Annotated in this window: 23 protein-coding genes; 11 read left to right on the top strand and 12 right to left on the bottom strand. The window is 63.7% G+C overall.

Annotated elements, in window-relative coordinates:
* The first annotated feature begins 21 nt into the window (after positions 1-21).
* From IVB40_RS15615 to tsaA, 4 genes are all read left to right on the top strand, one after another.
* Complete coding sequence (locus IVB40_RS15615) at positions 22-969, top strand: transglycosylase SLT domain-containing protein (RefSeq protein WP_247819545.1); 948 nt, start codon at positions 22-24, stop codon at positions 967-969.
* A gap of 105 nt (positions 970-1074) precedes the next feature.
* A complete protein-coding gene (locus IVB40_RS15620; RefSeq protein ID WP_247819249.1) occupies positions 1075-1815 on the top strand; it encodes an AzlC family ABC transporter permease in 741 nt (246 codons plus the stop codon).
* Positions 1812-2162, top strand: coding sequence for an AzlD domain-containing protein (locus IVB40_RS15625; RefSeq protein ID WP_007603256.1), 351 nt, complete (start codon positions 1812-1814; stop codon positions 2160-2162). Before IVB40_RS15620 ends, IVB40_RS15625 begins: the two co-directional genes overlap by 4 nt.
* A gap of 31 nt (positions 2163-2193) precedes the next feature.
* Positions 2194-2685 (top strand): tRNA (N6-threonylcarbamoyladenosine(37)-N6)-methyltransferase TrmO, encoded by a 492-nt coding sequence (tsaA, locus tag IVB40_RS15630; RefSeq protein WP_247361675.1) that lies wholly within the window; start codon positions 2194-2196, stop codon positions 2683-2685.
* Between the two features lie 109 nt (positions 2686-2794).
* Here tsaA and IVB40_RS15635 read toward each other — a convergent pair whose 3' ends face one another.
* The 4 genes from IVB40_RS15635 to IVB40_RS15650 are packed head-to-tail and all read right to left on the bottom strand — an operon-like array spanning position 2795 to position 5791.
* Positions 2795-3223 carry an HIT family protein gene (locus IVB40_RS15635; RefSeq protein ID WP_027518417.1) on the bottom strand — a complete coding sequence of 143 codons (429 nt, stop codon included), beginning with the start codon at positions 3221-3223 and terminating at the stop codon, positions 2795-2797.
* Between the two features lie 52 nt (positions 3224-3275).
* A complete protein-coding gene (locus IVB40_RS15640; protein WP_247819250.1) occupies positions 3276-4517 on the bottom strand; it encodes a GNAT family N-acetyltransferase in 1242 nt (413 codons plus the stop codon).
* Positions 4518-4571: 54 nt separating this feature from the next.
* Positions 4572-5318 (bottom strand): glycerophosphodiester phosphodiesterase, encoded by a 747-nt coding sequence (locus tag IVB40_RS15645; protein WP_247361669.1) that lies wholly within the window; start codon positions 5316-5318, stop codon positions 4572-4574.
* 5 nt (positions 5319-5323) lie between these two features.
* Positions 5324-5791 carry a RidA family protein gene (locus IVB40_RS15650; protein WP_007611287.1) on the bottom strand — a complete coding sequence of 156 codons (468 nt, stop codon included), beginning with the start codon at positions 5789-5791 and terminating at the stop codon, positions 5324-5326.
* 235 nt (positions 5792-6026) lie between these two features.
* Between IVB40_RS15650 and IVB40_RS15655 the strand changes: the two genes are divergently transcribed.
* Positions 6027-6872, top strand: a complete 846-nt coding sequence (locus IVB40_RS15655; RefSeq protein WP_007611285.1) for a cell envelope integrity EipB family protein — start codon at positions 6027-6029, stop codon at positions 6870-6872.
* 65 nt (positions 6873-6937) lie between these two features.
* Positions 6938-7339: a RidA family protein gene (locus IVB40_RS15660; RefSeq protein ID WP_027567338.1), complete on the top strand. Its 402-nt coding sequence runs from the start codon at positions 6938-6940 to the stop codon at positions 7337-7339.
* Between the two features lie 41 nt (positions 7340-7380).
* Here the strand turns inward: IVB40_RS15660 and IVB40_RS15665 are convergent, their stop codons facing one another.
* From IVB40_RS15665 to IVB40_RS15675, 3 genes are read right to left on the bottom strand one after another with little or no spacing between them, the layout of a single operon-like run.
* Positions 7381-7788 carry an ACT domain-containing protein gene (locus IVB40_RS15665; RefSeq protein WP_247819251.1) on the bottom strand — a complete coding sequence of 136 codons (408 nt, stop codon included), beginning with the start codon at positions 7786-7788 and terminating at the stop codon, positions 7381-7383.
* Complete coding sequence (locus IVB40_RS15670; protein ID WP_247819252.1) at positions 7785-9077, bottom strand: DNA polymerase IV; 1293 nt, start codon at positions 9075-9077, stop codon at positions 7785-7787. The genes IVB40_RS15665 and IVB40_RS15670 overlap by 4 nt, the downstream gene beginning before the upstream one ends.
* A complete protein-coding gene (locus tag IVB40_RS15675; RefSeq protein WP_247819253.1) occupies positions 9074-9385 on the bottom strand; it encodes a DUF3572 domain-containing protein in 312 nt (103 codons plus the stop codon). The genes IVB40_RS15670 and IVB40_RS15675 overlap by 4 nt, the downstream gene beginning before the upstream one ends.
* A gap of 254 nt (positions 9386-9639) precedes the next feature.
* Between IVB40_RS15675 and IVB40_RS15680 the strand changes: the two genes are divergently transcribed.
* Positions 9640-10005: a response regulator gene (locus IVB40_RS15680; protein ID WP_007611272.1), complete on the top strand. Its 366-nt coding sequence runs from the start codon at positions 9640-9642 to the stop codon at positions 10003-10005.
* Positions 10006-10019: 14 nt separating this feature from the next.
* Entirely contained in the window at positions 10020-11393 is a 1374-nt protein-coding gene (locus tag IVB40_RS15685) for a PleD family two-component system response regulator (RefSeq protein WP_027567334.1), read from the top strand.
* 288 nt (positions 11394-11681) lie between these two features.
* Here the strand turns inward: IVB40_RS15685 and IVB40_RS15690 are convergent, their stop codons facing one another.
* The 3 genes from IVB40_RS15690 to IVB40_RS15700 form a co-directional block, all read right to left on the bottom strand.
* Positions 11682-11915, bottom strand: a complete 234-nt coding sequence (locus tag IVB40_RS15690) for a hypothetical protein (RefSeq protein WP_245287767.1) — start codon at positions 11913-11915, stop codon at positions 11682-11684.
* Between the two features lie 295 nt (positions 11916-12210).
* Positions 12211-12870: a hypothetical protein gene (locus IVB40_RS15695; protein ID WP_247361662.1), complete on the bottom strand. Its 660-nt coding sequence runs from the start codon at positions 12868-12870 to the stop codon at positions 12211-12213.
* 49 nt (positions 12871-12919) lie between these two features.
* Positions 12920-13192, bottom strand: a complete 273-nt coding sequence (locus IVB40_RS15700) for a hypothetical protein (protein WP_247286838.1) — start codon at positions 13190-13192, stop codon at positions 12920-12922.
* Between the two features lie 223 nt (positions 13193-13415).
* Here IVB40_RS15700 and IVB40_RS15705 point away from each other — a divergent pair, with 223 nt between their 5' ends.
* Positions 13416-14186 carry an outer membrane beta-barrel protein gene (locus IVB40_RS15705; RefSeq protein WP_247286836.1) on the top strand — a complete coding sequence of 257 codons (771 nt, stop codon included), beginning with the start codon at positions 13416-13418 and terminating at the stop codon, positions 14184-14186.
* A gap of 358 nt (positions 14187-14544) precedes the next feature.
* On the opposite strand, the gene IVB40_RS15710 is transcribed toward IVB40_RS15705, so the two are convergent.
* On the bottom strand, positions 14545-15153 hold the full coding sequence (locus IVB40_RS15710) for a TetR/AcrR family transcriptional regulator (protein ID WP_247819254.1): 609 nt from the start codon (positions 15151-15153) through the stop codon (positions 14545-14547).
* A gap of 129 nt (positions 15154-15282) precedes the next feature.
* Here IVB40_RS15710 and IVB40_RS15715 point away from each other — a divergent pair, with 129 nt between their 5' ends.
* Together IVB40_RS15715 and IVB40_RS15720 are read left to right on the top strand one after the other, a co-directional pair.
* Positions 15283-16521, top strand: a complete 1239-nt coding sequence (locus IVB40_RS15715) for an MFS transporter (protein ID WP_247819255.1) — start codon at positions 15283-15285, stop codon at positions 16519-16521.
* 207 nt (positions 16522-16728) lie between these two features.
* A complete protein-coding gene (locus IVB40_RS15720) occupies positions 16729-18573 on the top strand; it encodes a caspase family protein (protein WP_247819256.1) in 1845 nt (614 codons plus the stop codon).
* Positions 18574-18792: 219 nt separating this feature from the next.
* Here IVB40_RS15720 and IVB40_RS15725 read toward each other — a convergent pair whose 3' ends face one another.
* Complete coding sequence (locus IVB40_RS15725) at positions 18793-20022, bottom strand: acyltransferase (RefSeq protein ID WP_247819257.1); 1230 nt, start codon at positions 20020-20022, stop codon at positions 18793-18795.
* Between the last annotated feature and the right edge of the window lie 334 nt (positions 20023-20356).

Consider the following 20356-nt stretch of genomic DNA (forward strand, 5'->3'; position numbering starts at 1 on the left):
ACAGGATGGGTGCAGACGGCGATGTGCATTATCCCCGCGCTGCTCGTCTCGGCGACCCAGGCCGCGGCGTGGGACAGTTCGCCCGCCAAGACCGATGTCGCTGTCCCCAGCGTCGAAGAGCTCGCGACGCCGCCGGCGAAGCCCGCGGAAGCGCGCGAGAGCGACACGCGGGAATCGATCTGCCTGATCGTCGAGGCGGCAGCGCGCGATGCCAATCTGCCGCTGGAGTTCTTCGCCCGCGTGATCTGGCAGGAGAGCCGCTTCCAGGCCGATGCAGTGGGGCCCATGACGCGCAGCGGCGAACACGCGCAGGGGATCGCGCAGTTCATGCCGGGCACCGCGAGCGAGCGCGGGCTGCTCAATCCCTTCAATCCGGTGCAGGCGCTGCCGAAGTCGGCGGAATTCCTGAACGAGCTGCGCAACCAGTTTGGCAATCTCGGGCTGGCCGCCGCCGCCTACAATGCCGGGCCGCGCCGGGTGCAGGAATGGCTCGCCGGCACCGGCGGCATGCCGGAGCAGACCCGCAATTACGTTCTTGCCATCACTGGCACGAGCGTCGATGCCTGGGCCAAGGCAGGCGCGACCGGCAAGGGGCCGCCGAGCGCGCCGCCGACAAGCTGCCGCGATCTGATGGCGCTGTTGAAGCGCGCGCCGAATGCCTTTGTCGCCGAGCTCGAGCAGCATGTGGAGCTTGCGGCTGCAAAGATCTGGGGCGTGCAGCTCGCCGCGGGCTTTGACCGCAACCGGGCGTTGGCGATGTATTCCCGCGCGGTCACGCGGCTGGGCGCCGTGATCGGCGAACGTGATCCGAGCCTGCTGAGCTCAGTGATGCGCAGCCGTGGCACGCGCGCCTTCTACCAGGTGCGCATCGGCGCCGATACGCGGAGCGAGGCGGATGAACTCTGCGGCCGCATCCGCAAGGCTGGCGGGGCATGCTTCGTTCTGAAGAATCGCGGTGTGAGCGGATAGGGCATCTGTCCCAGCGTGCATGCCAGCCCCGCCGCGCGCTTCCTTGACGCGAGGCGCCGCATTGCCCGTTATGCAGGCACGATTCCTCACCCGGCCAAGACTCCCGTGGCGCTTCCTCCGCTCGATTCACCTCAATGGCAAAGTCCCTGGCGCGCCTTTGCGTGGGGACTGCGCTCGATCACGCAGACGATCCTCACCCTCGTCCTGTTCGCGACCTATCTCGGCATTGGCGCGCTCGCCCACGACACCCATTTTAGCCTGCTATGGGCGCTCTGCTCGACACTGTTCGTCTGGGCGGGGCCGGCGCAAATCATCCTGATCACCACGCTCGGCTCAGGCGCGACGATCATCCAGTCGGCGATCGCAGTCACGGTCAGCGCCGTCCGCCTGTTTCCGATGGTGGTCTCGGTGCTGCCGCTGATGCGCACGCCGACGACGAAGCGGCGCGAGCTGTTTTTCGCGGCGCATCTCACCGCGGTGACACTGTGGGTCGAATGCCATCGCTTCCTGCCGCAGGTGCCGCGTGAACGCCGGATCGCATTCGTCAACGGACTTGGCTTCGGACTTGTCTCGGTGTGTCTCACCGCCAACACGGTCGGCTATTTCCTTGCCGCCAATCTGACCCAGACGCTTGGGGCGGCGATCCTTTTGCTGACGCCGCTGTCCTTCCTGTTCTCGACCGCGCGCAACAGCCGCGAGGTCGCCGACGTCGTCGCGCTCGCGCTGGGGGTTCTGCTCTATCCATTGGCCGCGAAGATGAATTCCGGCCTCGACATCCTCGTCAGCGGCCTCGTGGCGGGCACCATCGCCTATGGCGTGCATTGGTGGCGGGAGGTGCGCGCATGAGCTTTGCGCAGCTCATTGGCGACTGGCACGCGCTGGCGGTGCTGTTCGTGGCCGGCGTCGTTCCCAACCAGATATGGCGCATGCTGGGCCTGTGGTTCGGCGGCGGCATCGACGAGGGCTCCGAGCTTCTGGTCTGGGTACGGGCGGTCGCCACCGCGATCCTGGCCGGCGTCATCGCCCAGATCGTGGTCGAGCCGCCCGGGGCGCTTGCGAGCGTGCCGGATGCCTTGCGCTACGGTGCGGTCGGCGCCGGCCTCGTCGTCTTCCTATTGACCCGCCGCTCGATCTTCGCGGGCGTGGTCGCGGGCGAAGTCTTCATGCTGGCCGGCAAGTGGTGGTTGGGCTAAAACCACCGGCGAACAGCAGGGAATTGGAAATATGGTTCGCGAAAACGAGCTCCGCGAGGGTGAAGTCTCCATCGAGCTGCCGCCGACGCAGGATGCCGGCCTCGTCTTCATCGGCCGCATCCGCACGCCCTGGAGCTCGCGGCTGGAGACCCCGCGACAGGGCCGGCATGACGGCCCGATATGCCGCCTCGAGATCTTCGAGCCGTTCGTGCCGGCGATCAAGGGCGTCGATTTCTACGGCAATCTCGAAGTGCTCTACTGGCTCGACAAGTCGCGCCGCGACATTGTCCTGCAAAGCCCGAAGAACAACGAGAAGACCCGCGGCACGTTTTCGCTGCGCTCGCCGGTGCGCCCCAATCCGATCGGCACGTCGATAGTGAAGCTCGTCGGTATCGAGGGCAACGCGATTCTGGTGCGCGGGCTCGATTGCCTCGACAACACGCCACTGATCGACATCAAGCCGGATCGTTGCGAGTTCACGCCGCTGGCCGCGCCGCAGCCGGGGGATTTCCAGACGGAGTGAAGTCTCTCCTCCGTCATTGCGAGGAGCTCTTGCGACGAAGCAATCCAGACCGCCACCACGGACACAGTCTGGATTGCTTCGCTGCGCTCGCAATGACGCGTGGAGAGCGTCAGCCCGCTTTCAACGCCGCGATCAACTTGGTCGCGTTCTCTTCCAGGACCTTGACGTCTTCCTTGCGGCTGGCGGGCGGAAGCATCGCCACGCCGTCGTGGCGCGGCATCACGTGCATGTGGAGATGAAACACCACCTGTCCGCCGGCCGCCTCGTTGAACTGCTGCACGGTGATGCCGTCGGCCTTGAATGCCGTCATCGCCGCGGCTGCGATCTTGTGCGCGCCGCGGGCGACATGCGCGTAGTCGTCCGGCTTGATGTCGAGGATGTTGCGGGCAGGGGCTTTTGGAATCACCAGGGTGTGGCCAGGTACCCGCGGCATGATATCGAGGAAGGCGAGCACGTGCTCATCCTCGTAAACCTTGTGGCAGGAGAATTCACCGCGCAGGATCTTTGCGAAGATATTGTTGGGGTCGTAGGCGGTCATGGCGGCGGCTCCCTAGAATTTTGCGATTACTGTCACCAGCCGCAGAGAACCGTCAAGGCACCTCGTCGGCGCCTTTGCGGAACGGGCCGAGCTCGGCCAGCTCACGTCCGGCTTCCGCGACATAGGCGCGCTCGCGCTTGAGGTAATCGTCGATGGCGCGGCGCAAGCCCGGATCGGCGATGAAGTGAGCGGAGTGGGTGGTCCGTGGCAGGTAGCCGCGTGCGATCTTGTGCTCGCCCTGTGCGCCCGCCTCGACATACGCCAAGCTGCGTTTGATGGCGAAGTCGATCGCCTGATAGTAGCAGACCTCGAAATGCAGGAAGGGATGATGCTCTACCGCACCCCAGTTGCGGCCGAACAGCGTGTCCGATCCGATGAAGTTGATCGCGCCCGCGATCCAGCGATCGTTGCGGCGCGCCATCACCAGCAGCACGTCATCGCTCATGGTCTCGCCGATCAGCGAAAAGAATTCCCGCGTCAGATAAGGCCGGCCCCATTTGCGTGAGCCGGTCTCCATGTAGAATTGAAAGAAGGCGTCCCAGGCATCTTCGGTGATGTCCTTGCCCGTGAGGCAGTGGATGGTGATCCCGGTAGCCAGTGCATCGCGCCGCTCGCGCTTGATTGATTTGCGGTGACGGGAGTTCAGCGTCGCCAGGAAATCGTCGAAACTCGCAAAACCCTCGTTGTGCCAATGGAACTGCTGGTCGGTGCGCTGGAGGAAGCCGTGCTCAGCCAGCAGCTTCCACTCCGCCTCGCGGGCGAAGGTGACGTGGACCGAGGAAGCCTTGCTGACGCCGCACAGCGCCACCAGCCCGCTCGCCAGTGCCTCCGTGATACGCGCGTGGTCGACGCCGTCGCGGACCAGCAGCCGCGGTCCCGTGGCCGGCGTGAAGGGAACCGAAACCTGCAGCTTCGGGTAGTAGCGCCCGCCGGCGCGCTCATAGGCATCGGCCCAGCCGCGGTCGAAGACATATTCGCCTTGCGAGTGCGATTTCAGGTAGCAAGGCACGACACCGGCGACGCGGCCGTCGATCTTAGCCACGAGATGCCGCGGTCCCCAGCCGGTGCGGATCGTGGCCGAACCCGATTTCTCAACGGCCGATAAAAACGCGTGGGAGACGAAGGGGTTATAGGCAGGCTTTGAGAGGCCGAGAGAATCGCCTGGAAGCCCGGATGAGGTTCCCTTGTCATGCCCGTTGCAAGACTTGCCGGGATTGGCGCAGGCATCCCAGTCGTCCGGCGATAATTCGCCAATGGAAGGTACGGCCTCAAGGGTGATTTCGGATGGTGCCATCGTGCCCAAGATCGTGCATTGCAGCAGCGACTTCAAGAGTGGGAAACATCAAGCCTACGGCACGAAGCCCTCGAAGATCATCTGGTCCGCATGTTGCGCGACCCGCGTCCGCTGCTCGGTAGTACGCACGGTCCACCCGAGCAGAGCGCAGCCGAACAAATTGCGGGCCATCCAGGGGGCCGGGGCGGGCAGGTCGTCGACCCTGAAGGCGACGAAGTGCGGCTGGGTCTGGAAGCCGTGGCGCAGGTACAGCATGCTATCGCGCTGCTCCTGGGTCAGGTAGGCCCAGTATTCGTCCTGATAGCTCCGCTGCGCGACGACGCCGCGGGGACGGGAAGGCAGCAGCTCGCGCAGCGCCAGCACCTGGTCCGGGTCGAAGGACATTCCGACGGCGGGGCCGTCATAGGACGCCAGGACCTCGGCCATCCGCTTCACCAGCTTGCGGTCGCCGTCAAAATGGCTCTTGATCTCGATCACTAGTGGCACGCGGCCGGCGACCAAGCCGCAGAGGTCGCTGAGCGACATCATCCGCTCGGCCGTGTCCTTGAACGTGAGCGCCTTCAGTTCAGTGGCGGTTTTCTCGACCAGCGGGCCGGTGGCCTCGGTAAGGCGGCCGAGCGCATGGTCGTGATGCACCATGGCCTCGCCGTCGGCGGAGAGCTGGATGTCGACCTCGATCGAGAAATTGCCCGCAATCGCAGCCTGCACCGCGCCCGGCATGTTCTCGACGATGCCGCGGGAAATGTCGTGCAGGCCGCGATGGGCGACCGGGCGGGCTGTCAGCCAATCAGGAGCGCGCATTCGCCTCAGGCGACCTCGAACACGCCTTCGACCTCGACCGCCGCATCCGCGGGCAGGGAGGCGACGCCGACGGTGGTGCGGGCATGACGGCCCTTGTCACCGAAGGCGGCGACCATCAGGTCGGAGGCGCCATTGAGGACCTTCGGCCCGTCCAGAAAGTCCGGCGCCGAGTTGATGAAGCCGCCGAGGCGCACCACGCGCACGACCTTGTCGAGGTCGCCGAGCGCCGCCTTGACCTGGGCCAGCAGGTTGACGGCGCAGCCGCGGGCGGCGGCGGCGCCGTCTTCGATGGTCACGCCGGCGCCGAGCTTGCCCTTGGCGATCAGCTTGCCGGCGGGATCGAAGCAGACCTGGCCCGAGACGAACAGCAGATTACCGGTGCGCACGAACGGCACGTAATTGGCCACGGGGGTGGGGGCCTCGTGCAGCTTGATGCCTTGTTCCGCCAGCTTCTGCTCGACCGTTCCCGCCATGTCCGACCTCGTTGTCCAAAAATCCATCAGCCCCGGCGCATCCGATGCAGCCCGGGGCGGGACCTGTTTCGCCCATCGTGCCGCCACATGCAAGCAACCCTCGGGGTGGGATTTTGTTGAGGCAGGGCAGGAGGTTCAACGCGGGGGCCGCAACTTTACGTGAAACGGCCTCAGTTGCGACGCAATGGAACGTTCATTAAAATGTCGAATCTGCGCTTTCCCCAAGGGACCAGACATGCTGCACCTTTTCCGGACTTCGCTCGGTGTGACGGCGCTCGCGGCGGCCGCTCTCGGCCCCGGCGGCGGGGCGCTGGCCGCGAACGGTCCGTTCCTCGCGCATCAGGCGCTTTATGATTTGAGCCTGGTGAAATCGCGCTCCAACTCGATCAACAGCGCGCGCGGCCGCATCCTCTACAATTTCACGGGAAGTTCGTGCGAGGGCTACACCTCCGAATTCCGCCAGGTCTCCGAGCTCGACAGCGGCGAGGGTAAGGTCACGCTCAGCGACCTCCGCTCCAATTCCTGGGAGGACGCTGGCGGTAAAAGCTACCGCTTCAAGATCGAGACGCGGATGAACGAGGCTGACGCCGGCCGGGTCGACGGTTCGGCGGAGCGCGACGGCGACCACATCAATGTCAAGCTGAAGCTGCCGGCGCCGAAGAGCTTTACGCTCGACGGAAAGATCGTATTCCCGACCGAACAGATCCAGCGCATCATTGCCGCCGCGAAGGACGGCAAGTCGCTGCTCGAGCTCTCGGTCTATGACGGCTCCGACGATGGCCAGAAGGTCTACAACACGCTGACCGTGATCGGCCAGCCGATCCCGGCCGAACGCGAAGGTTCGCCCGATCCGTCGACGTCAGACGAGCACATGAAGTCGCTCAAGCGCTGGCCCGTCACCGTCAGCTATTTCGACCGCGAGGCCCAGCAGAAGGAAGGCGAGCAGACGCCGGTCTACGCGATGGCGTTCGAGCTCTACGAGAACGGCGTCTCGCGCCAGCTTGTGCTCGATTACAACGATTTTGTGATTTCGGGCGCGATGGGAAAGTTCGACGCGAAGGACAGCAAGCCCTGCAATTGAGGGCTGGCCTGCAACGCGGTCTCTGGCTACGCTCCTCCCAACCACAAACATTCGGGAGGCTCACCATGCCCAAGCTCGATCATCTCCGCCCCAGCGGCCTGCATCACAATCCCGCCTATTCGCATGTCGTCACCGCCACGGGGGTGCGGACGATCTACATCTCCGGCCAGGTGTCGGTGGACGAGGAGGGGCGGATCGTCGGCGAGGGCGACATCGCCGCGCAGACCACACAGGTGATGCAGAATCTCGGGCACGCGCTGAAAGCAGCCGGCGCGAGCTACGCCAACATCGTGAAGATCACGACCTTCGTCGTGAACTACAAGCCGGAGCTGCGCCCGATCATCGGCAAGGCCCGCTCGGCCTTTTTCGAAGGCATGGAGCCGCCGGCGAGCACGCTGGTCGGCGTCTCGGCGCTCGCCGCGCCGGAATGGATGATCGAGATCGAGGCGGTGGCGGTCGCGGATTGAGATCTTTCCCGTAGCCCGGATGGAGCGAAGCGTAGTCCGGGCTACGAGCGCGTAGCCTTGGACATCTCTTGCAGAAGAACCATCGCGTCGTCCGCCCTGTCAGCCGGCACAAACAGATGATCGTGGTGGAACGCCGAAACGGCGTTCACGCTGATGCCGGCTGTGGCGAGGCGTGCCGTGATTGCGGCCAGAAAGCCCACCGCATCGAGTGCGGAGTGAACCGTCAGGGTGATCAGGCACGATGCAAACGCGTAGCGTAGTCCCGCCGCTTCGGCCTGTTCGCGAGTGATCACGAGCGTCGTTCCTTCCTGCTCGCGGAACGTCAGCAAAGGGCTGAGCGCCGTGGGGATCGACTGGTCTGTCGGGATGGTGCAGAACACGAAAATGCCCGGCCGCCGATCCGGCTTCATGTCTCTCAGCAGCGCGTCGAGATCGCGTTCGCCTGTCATGACTCCTGCGCCTTTTCCGGCCCTTCGTAGGCGATGCCGCGGATCACTGCGGCGCTGCCGAATTTCTTGCGCAAGCTGTCCACCGCGCGCTCGGCGTGGGCGGCACGGCGGTCGAGCATGTCGGTGTCGTCGGCAACCGAGCCCTCGCGCAGGGCGCTGACGCCGGCGCCCATCAGGCGAAAGGCGGTGCCGTCGATCTCTTTCGCCAGCATCTCGCGGCAGATCGAAAAGATCTTTGCGGCAAGCTGCGTCGGGGCCGTGATCGACTGCGAGCGGGTGCGCTGGCGGAAATCGGCGGTCTTCAGCTTCAGCGTGACGGTCAAGCCGGCGAGCTCGCTGCTCTTGAGGCGAGACGACGTCTTCTCGCACAGCCGCCACAGGATCTTTTCCAGCGTCGCGAAGTCGCGGATGTCGGTCTCGAACGTCGTTTCGCTCGAAATCGTCTTGGCGCCCCGATCAGGCTCGACGCGGCGGTCGTCGATGCCGCGCGCGAGCCGCCACAGCCTGCGGCCGTCGCTCGGAAACTGCCGCATCATCTCGATCTCGTCGGCCTTCTGCAGGTCGGCGATGATGCGGAAGCCGCGCTGCACCAGACGCTCCTGCGTTGCGGGTCCAACGCCGAAAATGAAACCGACCGGCTTGTCGGCCAGCATCTCGCGCGCTTCCTCCTGGTCGAGCGCGGCAAACCCGCGCGGCTTGTCGAGGTCGGAGGCGATCTTCGCCAGGAACTTGTTGCAGGAGAGGCCGACCGAGACGCTGATGCCGATGTCGCGCTCGATGTTGCGTGTGAACCGCGCCAGCACCTTGGCCGGGATCATGCCGTGTACACGTTCGGTGCCGGAGAGGTCGAGGAAAGCCTCGTCGATCGAGAGCGGCTCGACCAGCGGCGTCAGCGCCTGCATGGCCTGGCGCACCTCGCGCCCAACCCGGACATATTTCGCCATGTCCGGCGGGATCACGGCGGCATGCGGGCAGGCTTCCAGCGCCTTGTACATCGGCATGGCCGAGCGCACGCCGTAGGTGCGGGCGATGTAGCAGGCGGCCGACACCACGCCGCGCTTGCCCCCGCCGATGATGACGGGCTTGTCGGCGATGTCGGGATTGTCGCGCTTCTCGACGGTCGCGTAGAAGGCGTCGCAGTCGATATGGGCGATGGTCAGGCTTGCGAGCGCGCGGTGGCGGGCGAGGCGGGGGGAACCGCAGGCGGAACAGCGCCGCACGCCCATATCCAGATCGGCCGAACAATCCCGGCAGAAGCAGCGGGGTCCGGCCGTCTCCAGGGAGGTCACGGCACGTCGCGCTCCCAATTGGGGTCGCCGAGCGTATCGCCGAGAACCTGCCGCGCTGCGGCAACGTTGGTCGGATGCAGTTCCGCAGTGCTGGCAAAGGCCTTCACGGTGGCGTCGTCGCGCATCACGAAATCGAGCACGCTGAGCAGGAAATTGGGGTCCGAGGCCGCATTGCGCAGCATCTCCGGGCCGACCCCTGTCTCGGCCAGGAACAGGCCCAGCCGCTCCGGCTCGCCCGCGACGAAAGACAGCGCCCGAAGCGCAACGATTTCAGCGACTTCGCGGGGGTTGTGAACAGGCTTTTTCACGTGGCCGGTTTGCCTTTCCGTTAACTTTCGGTGTCTACTTTGGGGTCACCATGCCCGAGTCTCGTTCCCAAGTCTCTTGCCCAAGTCTTGCGACCCCCGACAAGCAACTGGAAACCACATCGCAGAAAGTCGGCCCTCGGGTTTAACGAAACTCAAGCGAATTCGAGGCTAGTTTGAATCCAGTTTTCGAAGCGCCGGCGACCGGCGCCTGAGGCGTCACATGCATCGGTCTGCGGACCAATCAGGAGGGCGGGATGGCTAAGACCGTCCTGATCGTGGAAGACAACGAGCTCAACATGAAGCTCTTCCGCGACCTGTTGGAGGCGCACGGCTACCAGACCACCGGCACCAGCAACGGCTACGAGGCGCTCGACCTCGTTCGCAAGATGCGGCCCGACCTCGTGCTGATGGATATCCAATTGCCGCAGGTCTCGGGCCTGGAGGTGACGCGCTGGATCAAGGACGATCCGGAGCTGCGCAATATTCCCGTCGTCGCCGTCACGGCGTTCGCGATGAAGGGCGATGAAGAGCGCATCCGCGAGGGCGGCTGCGAGGCCTATTTGTCCAAGCCGATCTCGGTCGGCAAATTCATTGAGACGGTCCGACGTTTCATCGGATAGGAAGTGAGTTCACAGTGTCCGCGCGTATTCTCGTCGTCGACGACGTCCCTGCCAACGTCAAGCTGCTCGAAGCCCGCCTGTCCGCCGAATATTTCGACGTGATGACCGCCGCCAACGGCACCGAGGCGCTGGCGATCTGCGCCCGCGCCGAATGCGACATCATCTTGCTCGACGTCATGATGCCGGACATCGACGGTTTCGAGGTCTGCCGCCGCCTCAAGACCGATCCGGCCACGCATCACATTCCCGTCGTGATGGTCACCGCGCTCGACAGCCCGGCCGACCGCAACCGCGGGCTGGAGGCCGGCGCCGACGATTTCCTGACAAAACCCGTCTCCGATGTCGTGCTGATCGCGCGCGTGCGCTCGCTGACGCGGCTGAAGATGATGACGGACGAGCTGCGCATGCGCGCCATCACCTCGCTCGAGATCGGCATGCAGGCACCCGAGCGCAGTGCAATCTCCGACACCGGCAAGGGCGGCCGCATTCTGCTGGTCGACGACCGCCAGTCTTCCTATGAGCGGCTGGCGACGATCCTCGCCGCCGAGCACACCATCGATGTCGAGCCGAACCCGACGGAGGCGCTGTTCCACGCCGCCGAGGGCAATTACGATCTGCTGATCGTCTCGCTCGACCTCAACAATTTCGACGGCCTTCGGCTGTGCAGCCAGGCGCGCTCGCTGGAGCGCACGCGGCATGTGCCGATCCTGGCGATCGCCGACCCCGAGAACTCGACGCGGCTGCTGCGTGGGCTCGAGATCGGCGTCAACGACTACCTGCTGCGTCCCATCGACAAGATCGAGCTGCTGGCGCGGGCCCGTACCCAGATCCGGCGCCGCCGCTACACCGACCATCTGCGCGACAACGTGCAGAACTCGATCGAGATGGCGATCACGGACGCGCTCACCGGCCTGCACAATCGCCGCTACATGGAGAGCCATCTCGCGACGCTGGCCGAGCAGGCCGCAACCCGCGGCAAGCCGCTGGCGCTGATGATCCTGGACATCGACTACTTCAAGTCGATCAACGACAATTACGGCCACGACGCCGGCGACGACGTGCTGCGCGAATTCGCCGTGCGGGTCCGCAAGTCGATCCGCGGCATCGACCTTGCCTGTCGCTACGGCGGCGAGGAATTCGTCATCGTGATGCCCGAGACCGATCTCCACGTCGCCGGCATGGTCGCCGAGCGCCTGCGCCGCTCGATCGCCGGCGAGCCCTTTGCGATCCACAAGGGCACCAAGCGCATCGAGGTCACGATCTCGATCGGCCTGACCACGCTGGAGCAGAAGGGCGAGGCGGTTGGCGACGTGCTCAAGCGCGCCGACACCGCGCTCTACCGCGCCAAGCACGACGGCCGCAATCGCGTGGTGTCGCACGCGGCGTGAGGCCGCTCGCACCGGCCGGCGCAAAAAAAAATCGCGAAAACAACCCCATGCACAGTAGCCGACGCTAGTCGGATCAATGGCTTACGCGGGTGGCAAAATGGCTGATGCAGCCGCCAACGCCGTTTGACTCGTCGGGCAAAACAGGAGCATGCTGCCAACATCCCGAACGCCCCACGAACTCAGCCGTCATTCCCCGCCACCGGGTCTCGCCTTCGGCGAGCCCGATGACGGGCTCCGGCGGGGAATTCGGCACGCCGCGTCCGGACAAGCGGGCGTCCACCCTTCAAGTCAGGGAGGATACGGCTCCGACCATTCTGCCTTGGCCAGAGCCGCGCCCGTGCTGGACTTTGCGATGATCTCGTAAGTGTACAGGCCGGAATTGCAGGGGCCCCAGGTTCGTAAGCTCTCCGGCTTCACGATGTTATCTGAGGGGAATGGGATCTCCTGGCCGCCCATCTCGTAGTTCTTCTCTCTGCGAAACCTGACGACGATCGTGCGCGTGCCGGGGGGAACACTTTTCATCTTGATTTCGGGATTTGGAAAGACGGTGGTGCAGGGCCGGGGAGGTGCAAACGCGAATTGGATCTTCATCTCGTCAGCCGCGGCCGGACTACAGATGATCAGAAGTGAAAATGGCAGCAACGACGAAAATCTAATCATGGGCGCGCCCCAAAAAGAAACCAGTGTATCGGCAGGGGTGCTTGATGCCAAGTTTACGCCATGTCTCGCCCTCGCAGCCCTAGGCCTTCCACTCCCTTCAGGACGTCACAGAAAAGGCCCGCCGTAGCGGGCCCTGTGGAGATGGAGAAACTCCGGGTTACTTCTGATCGACGTTGCTGGTCCCCGACCCGGGCGTGCCGATCGGCAAGCCGTTCGCCGCATGACCGACACCAACGCCCGGCGCACTGACGGCTCCTGGAGTTTGATCCTGTGGAAGCGTCTTGATCCCCGTCCTTGCTTGCTCCGCGGGGCTGATCTGAGCCTTGTTGTCGCTATTGGCACCGTTGGTTGCCGTGATGCCGGACCTGTCGGTCCCGTTTGGCGTGCCCGTCTGTGTCGACCCGGACGCGGTGCCGCTCGTGCCCGAGCTGGCCGGTGCGGCCGGTGTGCTCGCGGTATTCCCGTTCGGCGTCGGGGGCTGAACGTTCGGATTGGTTGGAGAGTTGTTGGTGTGAGCCCCGGTTGAGGTTCCGTTTGTGCCCATGCCGGATGGCGCCGAGGGGCCTCCGTTGGCGGCCCCAGACGTGCCAGTACCTGCGCCTGAGCTCGCGGATGATCCGGAGGCGCCGCCGCTCGCGGCCGCGCCACCCGCGCCTCCGCCACCACCACCTCCGCCGCCGCCTTGTGCGAAGACGGGAGCGGCAACAGCGAAGGACAGCGCGGCTGTAAGAAGAAGCGATTTTCGGTTCATGACCTTCTCCGGTGTAAAGAAGGTCAACGACGCCGAAATGACGATGGTTCCTTTCAGTTCGGTCATGCAGGTGACCGCTCCCGGTTTTCCGAGAGCGGCTGTTTCGTATGGCTTGTCAGGCAGCCTTTTCCTTGAGTTCGAAGTCCATGGTCCAGGTCGATTTTCCCGGCTGCGTGCGGAATATCCATATCGTCACGCTCGAACCGGGCGGGATGACGATGCTGTCCCCTTCATGCATCGTGAACTGCCGGATGTTGCTTTCGGTCGCCCAAATTGAATGAGAATAAACGTCCTTGTCGCTGGTCTTTGTGCAGGCCAGAACTCCTCCGTTCATAACGGCGCGGATGGCGGTCTGGCTGACGGAGGAGTCCATGTGGATGGTCGTCATCGTGGCAATCTCCGTTTCGGATGCACTAGACCAGCCGGTATGCACCCAAGCGGAGTTTTGGTTCCCGCGCGATTGCTGACCAAGTGGGAGGTTTCTGGCCCTTTTTTGGAAGCCGGTGTTGCAAGCCGACTACAGCAACCGAGGAGCGAATGCCGTAGCTTGCAATCGGCAGGTGGGCGAACGCACCGATTCATTGAACTCATTTTCCTGGGGAGACACTCGTATGAAAAGGCTTCTAGCGGCGGCGGCCGGGATACTCGTTCTGGGTCTGTCAGCTCCGGCGAGCGCGGCCGATCTGGCGGCCCGTCCGTACACCAAGGCGCCTCCGATGGCGGTTGCGATGTATGACTGGAGCGGCTTTTACATTGGCGCTAACGGCGGTTGGGGTACGAGCCGCAAGTGCTGGGATATGACCCAGTTCGGTGCATTTGCGGTTGTTCCTGCCGGGGCGGAAGGCTGCCACGATGCATCTGGCGGCACGGTCGGCGGTCAAATCGGCTACCGTTGGCAGACTGGACCTTACGTTTTCGGCCTTGAAGCACAGGGAAACTGGGCAGACTTCAACGGATCGAACTCCAGCACCTTCATCATCGCCCGGAACCAATCCAAGATCGACGCTTTCGGCCTCTTCACCGGACAAGTCGGTTATTCCTGGAACAATGCGCTGCTTTACGTGAAGGGCGGCGCGGCCGTCACCCGCGACAAGTACACAGGTCGAACCATTCCCGGCGACCTGGCCTTCGATTCAGCTACGGAGACCCGCTGGGGCGGCACCGTCGGCGTTGGTTTGGAGTACGGCTTCGCATCGAACTGGTCAGTCGGCGTGGAGTACAATCACATGTTCATGGGTGACCGCGATGTAACGATGTCGTCGACAGGTCTGCTGGTTCCGGCGGGGACCCTCGTCCGGGTTGATCGCATCAGCCAAGACGTCGACGTGGTCACGGCGCGCCTCAACTACCGCTTCGGTGGCCCGGCCGCCGCGAGGTATTGAGCTTCGCTTTCTTTCAGCACTAGAATACGCAGAAGCCGGCCTTGCGCCGGCTTCTTTGCGTGTTCTGTTGTTCACTAACACCGCTTTACCCCGACGCAAGAGTGAAGACCCTCAAACTCAACACACCCGCGTTGGTCGAGAGACACCCCGGAGAGGTTTTCTGGCGGAGGTCCCCCTGGCGGTTTCTGGACCTACGAGAGAAGGGCTGAGCGAAGTCAGCTTCTGGTTCAAAAGCGGACTAACAGTTCGCTCGCTTCAAGGGATCGAAGGTGAAGCACGGCAAACGGACGTTGGGGTACGTGCTTGCCTGATCAGACTTCTTGCGGCGAGCGAACCGGGTTATGATCTTGCAGCTGCTTCAGGGATGCCGAACCGGCCGCCTGCCTGGCTTCACAGCAGCCTCATCTCCCACATCCACCCCGGCATTCCGCAGCAACACTGTCGCCGCTTCCTTCGCGGCACGCGCCATTGCGGGGTCGTCGCGGACGAGGTCCTGCGCGATGGAGCCGTCGACCAGCAGCACGAGCTGCGTTGCGAGTGCTTCCGCGTTCGCAACGCCGAGCTCGTTGAGGCGGTCGCGAAACCAGACGCGACGGCTTTCCTTGAAGGCGATGGCGATCTTCTTCACGGCGCGGTCCGCCGGGCCAAGCTCGGCGACCGCATTCACGAACGGACAGCCGCGAAAATCTTTTGCGGCGAAGCGGCGCTCCAGCGAATCGAAGGTGGCGAGGATTTGCTCGGCCGGGGGCTTGTCGGAGGGGCGCGGCTGCACGAAGCGGCGCTCCAGATAGGCCGCGATCAACGCGTCCTTGGAGGGGAAGTGGTTGTAGAGCGTGCGCTTGGAGATGCCGATCTCGGCCGCGATGGTGTCGACCCCGATGGCGCGAATGCCCTGCAGATAGAACAACTTGTCGGCGGTCTCGAGGATCCGCTCTTTCATCGTCTGTGGGGCGGGCGGGGGAGCCATGCGGCGGTGAATGTCCTGTTCGCTTGACAGCGCACGCTAACCATAGCCTAAGTACACAGGTCTGTGTAACCAAAATCAACCGATATTGCAGACGACGGCGCTCGCGCCGCGCCGTTGAGGGAGACGAAAATGCCCCTGTTGCAGGTCCTGCGCCCGACATTGCCCATCCTGATCGGCGCCTCGATCATGCTGACGCTGAGCATGGGGCTACGGCAGAGCCTCGGCATCTTCATGCAGCCGCTGACCCACGACATCCATCTGTCGATCTCCGACTTCACGCTGGCGCTGGCCGTGCAGAACCTCGCCTGGGGCTTTCTCCAGCCGCTCGCCGGCGCGATGACCACGCGCTACGGCTTCCGTCCGATCATGATCGCTGGCTCGTTCATGTACATCGCGGGCCTGGTGCTGATGGCAACCGCGAACGGTCTCGTCGCCATCATGATCGGCGCCGGCGTGCTGATCGGCACTTCGCTCGCTTGCACCGCGGCGGCGATCGCGATGTCGGTGGCGGCGCGCGCGGTACCCGCGACGGTGCGTTCCACCGTGCTTGGCATCGTCTCCGGCGCGGGCTCGCTCGGCGCGTTGTTATCGGCGCCGCTCGGGCAGATGCTCAACGAGGGCTTTGGCTGGCGCGTCGGGCTCGCCGGCTTCGTCGTGATGTCGGTGCTGATGATCCCGGCGGCCTGGTATGCCGGGCGCGTTGACGCGGTCCCGCTGCCGAAGCCCGCGACTGACGAGATCGTCGATGCCACGGCCATGATCGCGGCGAAGACCGCCTTCGGCAATGCGTCGTTCGTGGTGATGACCTGCGCCTATCTCGTCTGCGGCATGCAGCTTGTGTTCCTCACCACGCACCTGCCGTCCTATCTCGCGATCTGCGGCCTCGATCCGATGCTGAGCGCGCAGACGCTCGGCATGATCGGCGGCTTCAACGTGCTCGGCTCGCTGTTCTTCGGCTGGGCCGGCCAGCGCTGGAACAAGCTCGCGCTGCTCGGCGGCATCTACATCTTCCGCTCACTCGCGCTCGCCTGGTACTTCATGCTGCCGGCGACGCCTGCCTCGACCTTGCTGTTCGGCGCCATCATGGGCTTCCTGTGGATGGGCGTGGGGCCGCTCGTCGCGGGCGCCGTCGCCGAAATGTTCGGCCTGCGCTGGCAGGCGATGATCCAGGGTCTCGCCTTCATGAGCCACCAGATCGGCAGCTTCCTCGGCGCCTACGGAGGCGGGGTGCTCTACGACGCGCTCGGCTCCTACACCATGGCCTGGCGCATCGGCGTCGCGCTGGGGCTGGCCGGCGGCATCATCCAGGTCGCATTCGCGCTGATCCGGCCATCGCAGCCGCCGGCGCCGGTGTTGCGGACGGCGTAGGCTGGGCGTGTCCTCATGGGTGTCCGCTTTGAAGTTTACAGCGGACGCCGCGCTGCTTGGCCGCGATCGGCCGCTTGTGACCCGTTGCTGACGGTCCGTCGCAGAGCGGGCGCGGCGGAAGGATATGGAGCGTGACAGACGTCACAGAGACGCGGCTTGTTTTTCCCCGAACTCCACTTAGGCTGACCACTTATATTCGGGGCGGCGATGAAGGCTTTTGGCTGGTTTTCATTTCTTCTTTTCATCTGGCTCGCTTGCGGCTCAGCACATGCCGAGCGACGGGTCGCGCTGGTGATCGGGAACTCTACCTACAAGAGTGTACCAAGGCTCGCCAACCCCGTGAACGATGCCGCCCTGGTCGGGGGCATGTTCAGTAAGGCCGGGTTCGACGTTGTTGATATCAAGCTCGACCTAACCGTAGTGGACATGCGGAAGGCGCTTCGCGAGTTTGGCGCTAAGGCGCGCGATTCCGATGTCGCCGTCATTTACTACGCCGGCCACGGTATCGAGCTAGATGGTAATAACTATCTGATCCCCACTGACGCCGCGCTAGAGACCGACACCGACGTTTTAGATGAGACCTTTCCGCTGGACCGGGTGCTCTTCGCCATAGAGCCGGCTAGGCAGCTCCGTCTCGTCATCCTCGATGCCTGCCGCGATAACCCATTTGCCAAGACCATGAAGCGCACGGTGGCGGCGCGTGCGATTGGTCGCGGCCTTGCCAAGGTTGAGCCGGCTAGTCCGAACACGATGATCGCCTTTGCCGCAAAAGCGGGCTCCACCGCCTCAGATGGCGACTGGAAAAACAGCCCGTTCGCGACCGCGCTGGTCGAGCGTCTGCCGATCCCCGGGCTGGACCTGCGCAAAGCTCTAGGCTTTGTTCGCGACGATGTCCTCAAAAATACCGGCTACAAGCAGGAGCCCTACGTTTACGGCTCGCTCGGTGGAAATGACGTGCCGTTGGTGCCGGCAAAGCCAGTCGTCACGGCTCCGCAGGCGAGCACACTGGATGCCGTTCGCAGGGACTATGAACTCGCGCTCCAGGCCGGCGACCGCGACGGATGGGAAGCGTTTCTAAGAGCATTTCCGGACGGTTACTACGCAGATTTGGCGAAGGTACAGCTCAAGAAGATTGCTGCCGAGGAAACCCGCGCTGCCGCAGCAGAGAAGGCTCGCCTAGCCGAAGAGGAAAAGACGCGGCTCGCCGCGTCTCGCGCCAAGAAGGCGGAGCAGGAGAAGGCCGCAGCCGCAGCCAAAGCCGCCGAGGATGCCCGTCTTGTCGCCGAGAGAGCCAAGCAGATCGAGGAGGCGAGAGCCGCCGCCGCCGAACAGCGAAGGAAGGACGCCGAGGCAGCCGCCATGGCACTCGCCGCCAAGCAGAGCGCCGATAAGGCACTCGCTGATAAGATCGCCGAAGACAAATCGGCAGCCGAACTCGCAGCTAGGCTGCCAACGGAGAAGGGGCAGGAAAGCGCCAACCAGAAGGTCGCTGCCATCGCGCCAACCTCTGCAGAGCCAAGCCTACCCCCCCAGGAAACAGCGAAGCTGATCCAGTCCGAGCTACGTCGGGTCGGATGTCTATCCGCTGCTGCGGACGGCGACTGGAATGCGTCGTCCCAGCGGTCGCTGTTGACCTTCAACAAGTACGCTGGAACAAAGTTTGAAGCCAAGCTCGCGACCTTCGACGTCCTGGACGCTATCAAAGCCAAGCCCGGTCGGGTCTGTCCGCTGGTCTGCGAGCACGGCTTCAAGCCGGATGGCGAAGTCTGCGTAAAGATCAACTGCCGTACCGATTATCGCGTCAATGCCGAGAATGAATGCGAGAAGACGGATAGCAGGAATCCCGTTGCGACGCGCGACCAGTCGACGACACGAGAAGACGCCCGGCAGCAGAGTGGGAAGTCGACCAAACCCGTAGCGCAAAGGAGCGGACAAATGGTCTGCAACGGTGCTGGCTGCAGGCCGGTTCGCCCAGGTTGTCATCTTGAGGTCTATCAACAAGGCAAGCACGGGCCCGGGAGCTGGGGCATGAACCAAGAGGTCTGCAACTGATTCTCCGCGCATTCCAGCGCGCGGTAAATGGTAATGCTTTCCAGGCAAGGCAATTCAGTTCGGCACGACGTTGAAGTAGTCCCCGCGCGGCACGTCGGCAGATCATCCGCCGCGCGGCCAGCTATACGATTTCCTTTTTGGCACGTCTGGTAGGGACATTGCAAAAGACGTCGCATGTCACATCGCTGTCCGCGGTTCATGCTCTAATGAGAAATGCCATCACGTTGCTGCTTGCAAGCGTCCCTTGGTCGGCTTCGGCACAACGGGGCGAAGGCGCAGTCCGCGAGCCAACGCCGGGCGTCTGGTTGCCAGCCGCCTTTCCGGTAGTTTTCCGAAATACGAAAGCGTTCGCATAAAGGCCGATCTGACGGCGGGCTCGATCTTCGCGCAAATGAGCCAGCAGACCAGAACAAGCAGGCCCAGCGCGATCCAGACGGCCGAGGTGGCATCCCAGCCGGCATCGACCAGGGCACGAATGATCGCGGTGCCGATGACGTTATGCGTGAGATAGAGCGGATAGGTGATCAGTCCGAGCGTTCTCAAATAGGCTGGTGTTTCAGGAGAAGCTTTGCCCGCAGAGCGCCTGCTCCGCTTCGCGGCGATAGCAATGAGGAGCACTGCAGCAGCCCAGACCATGATCGGCACGAGAGCCGATTGATCCGAGATGGCGGGGATGGACGTCAAGAAGAACGAGGCGAAGAAGTAGATTTCCGCCGCGCCCGAAAGACACGTGATGGCAATTGCGACCTGTTCGAGCGCCGTCAATTGTCTGTTCGCGGAGATGAACAGCCAGATCCCCAGCGCAAAGAAACAGCCATGCGTCAGCAGGAATGCCGCGCACGGCACCCGAAACATCAGAATGACGAGATAAGGCAGATCGGATGGCGTCGTGCATGACAGCACGAGTAGCGCGACGGCATTGAAGATTGCGCTGTAGATGGTGAGACCCCAGGCGAGGTGCCGCAGGGTGACCTTCTTGGTGAGCATCGCGCAGAACACGAGACCATAAAATGCCGTCTCGGCTGCCAGGGTCCAGTAGACCTCGTCAAGCCACTGACCTGTGACTCCCTTGGGGACCATCAGCATGGCGTGGATGTAGGGCAGAATGAGTTCGGATGCCGGTCCGCTCCCGAAGAGGAGCAGAATGAGGAAGGTCGCGGTGGCACAAACCCAGACCGCCGGATAAATCCTGAGGGCGCGACCAAGAAGAAATCCGCCCGGCGACGACGTGCTCGCGGAATTCGCGATGACGAAACCGGAAATGACAAAGAAGATTTCGACCCCGACCCAGCCGAACCACGTGTAGGGCGCGGCGGACGGGTAGAGAACATCGGCGGCGACAGTGCGCTCGAAACCGGGGACGCCGATCGAGGTCCAGGCCCAGGACCAGAACATCTGGTGAAACATGGCGACGCCGAGGGCGGCGGCGAAGCGCAGCGGATCCAGCAACGGCAAATGGCTCTTCACGGGAATGGACCAGGTTCATGCAACGATCCCGCTGGAGATATCGGAGGTGGTGAAGGCGCTCTGCGAGGTGCGTCACACTTGGTCCGTCGCGGTCGAAATGCGCAGGATCTTTGGGTTAGTCACGTAACCCTGCTCTCATGCCCGGACGCAACGCCACGCGCTGCGTCCGGGTCTGGACACGAGTGAGCTGAAGCTCGATCGCAACAGAAGGACTGCGGAGAGGATGGACTAACGCGTGCGTGCTGATCGCTTGAGATCGGCGACCTTAAACCTGTTGCCGGCGGCCAGGCTGCTGCACAACCAGTGGGCCTTGTTT

Origin of the sequence: Bradyrhizobium sp. 40, from assembly GCF_023100925.1 — a bacterium.
Lineage (GTDB): Bacteria > Pseudomonadota > Alphaproteobacteria > Rhizobiales > Xanthobacteraceae > Bradyrhizobium.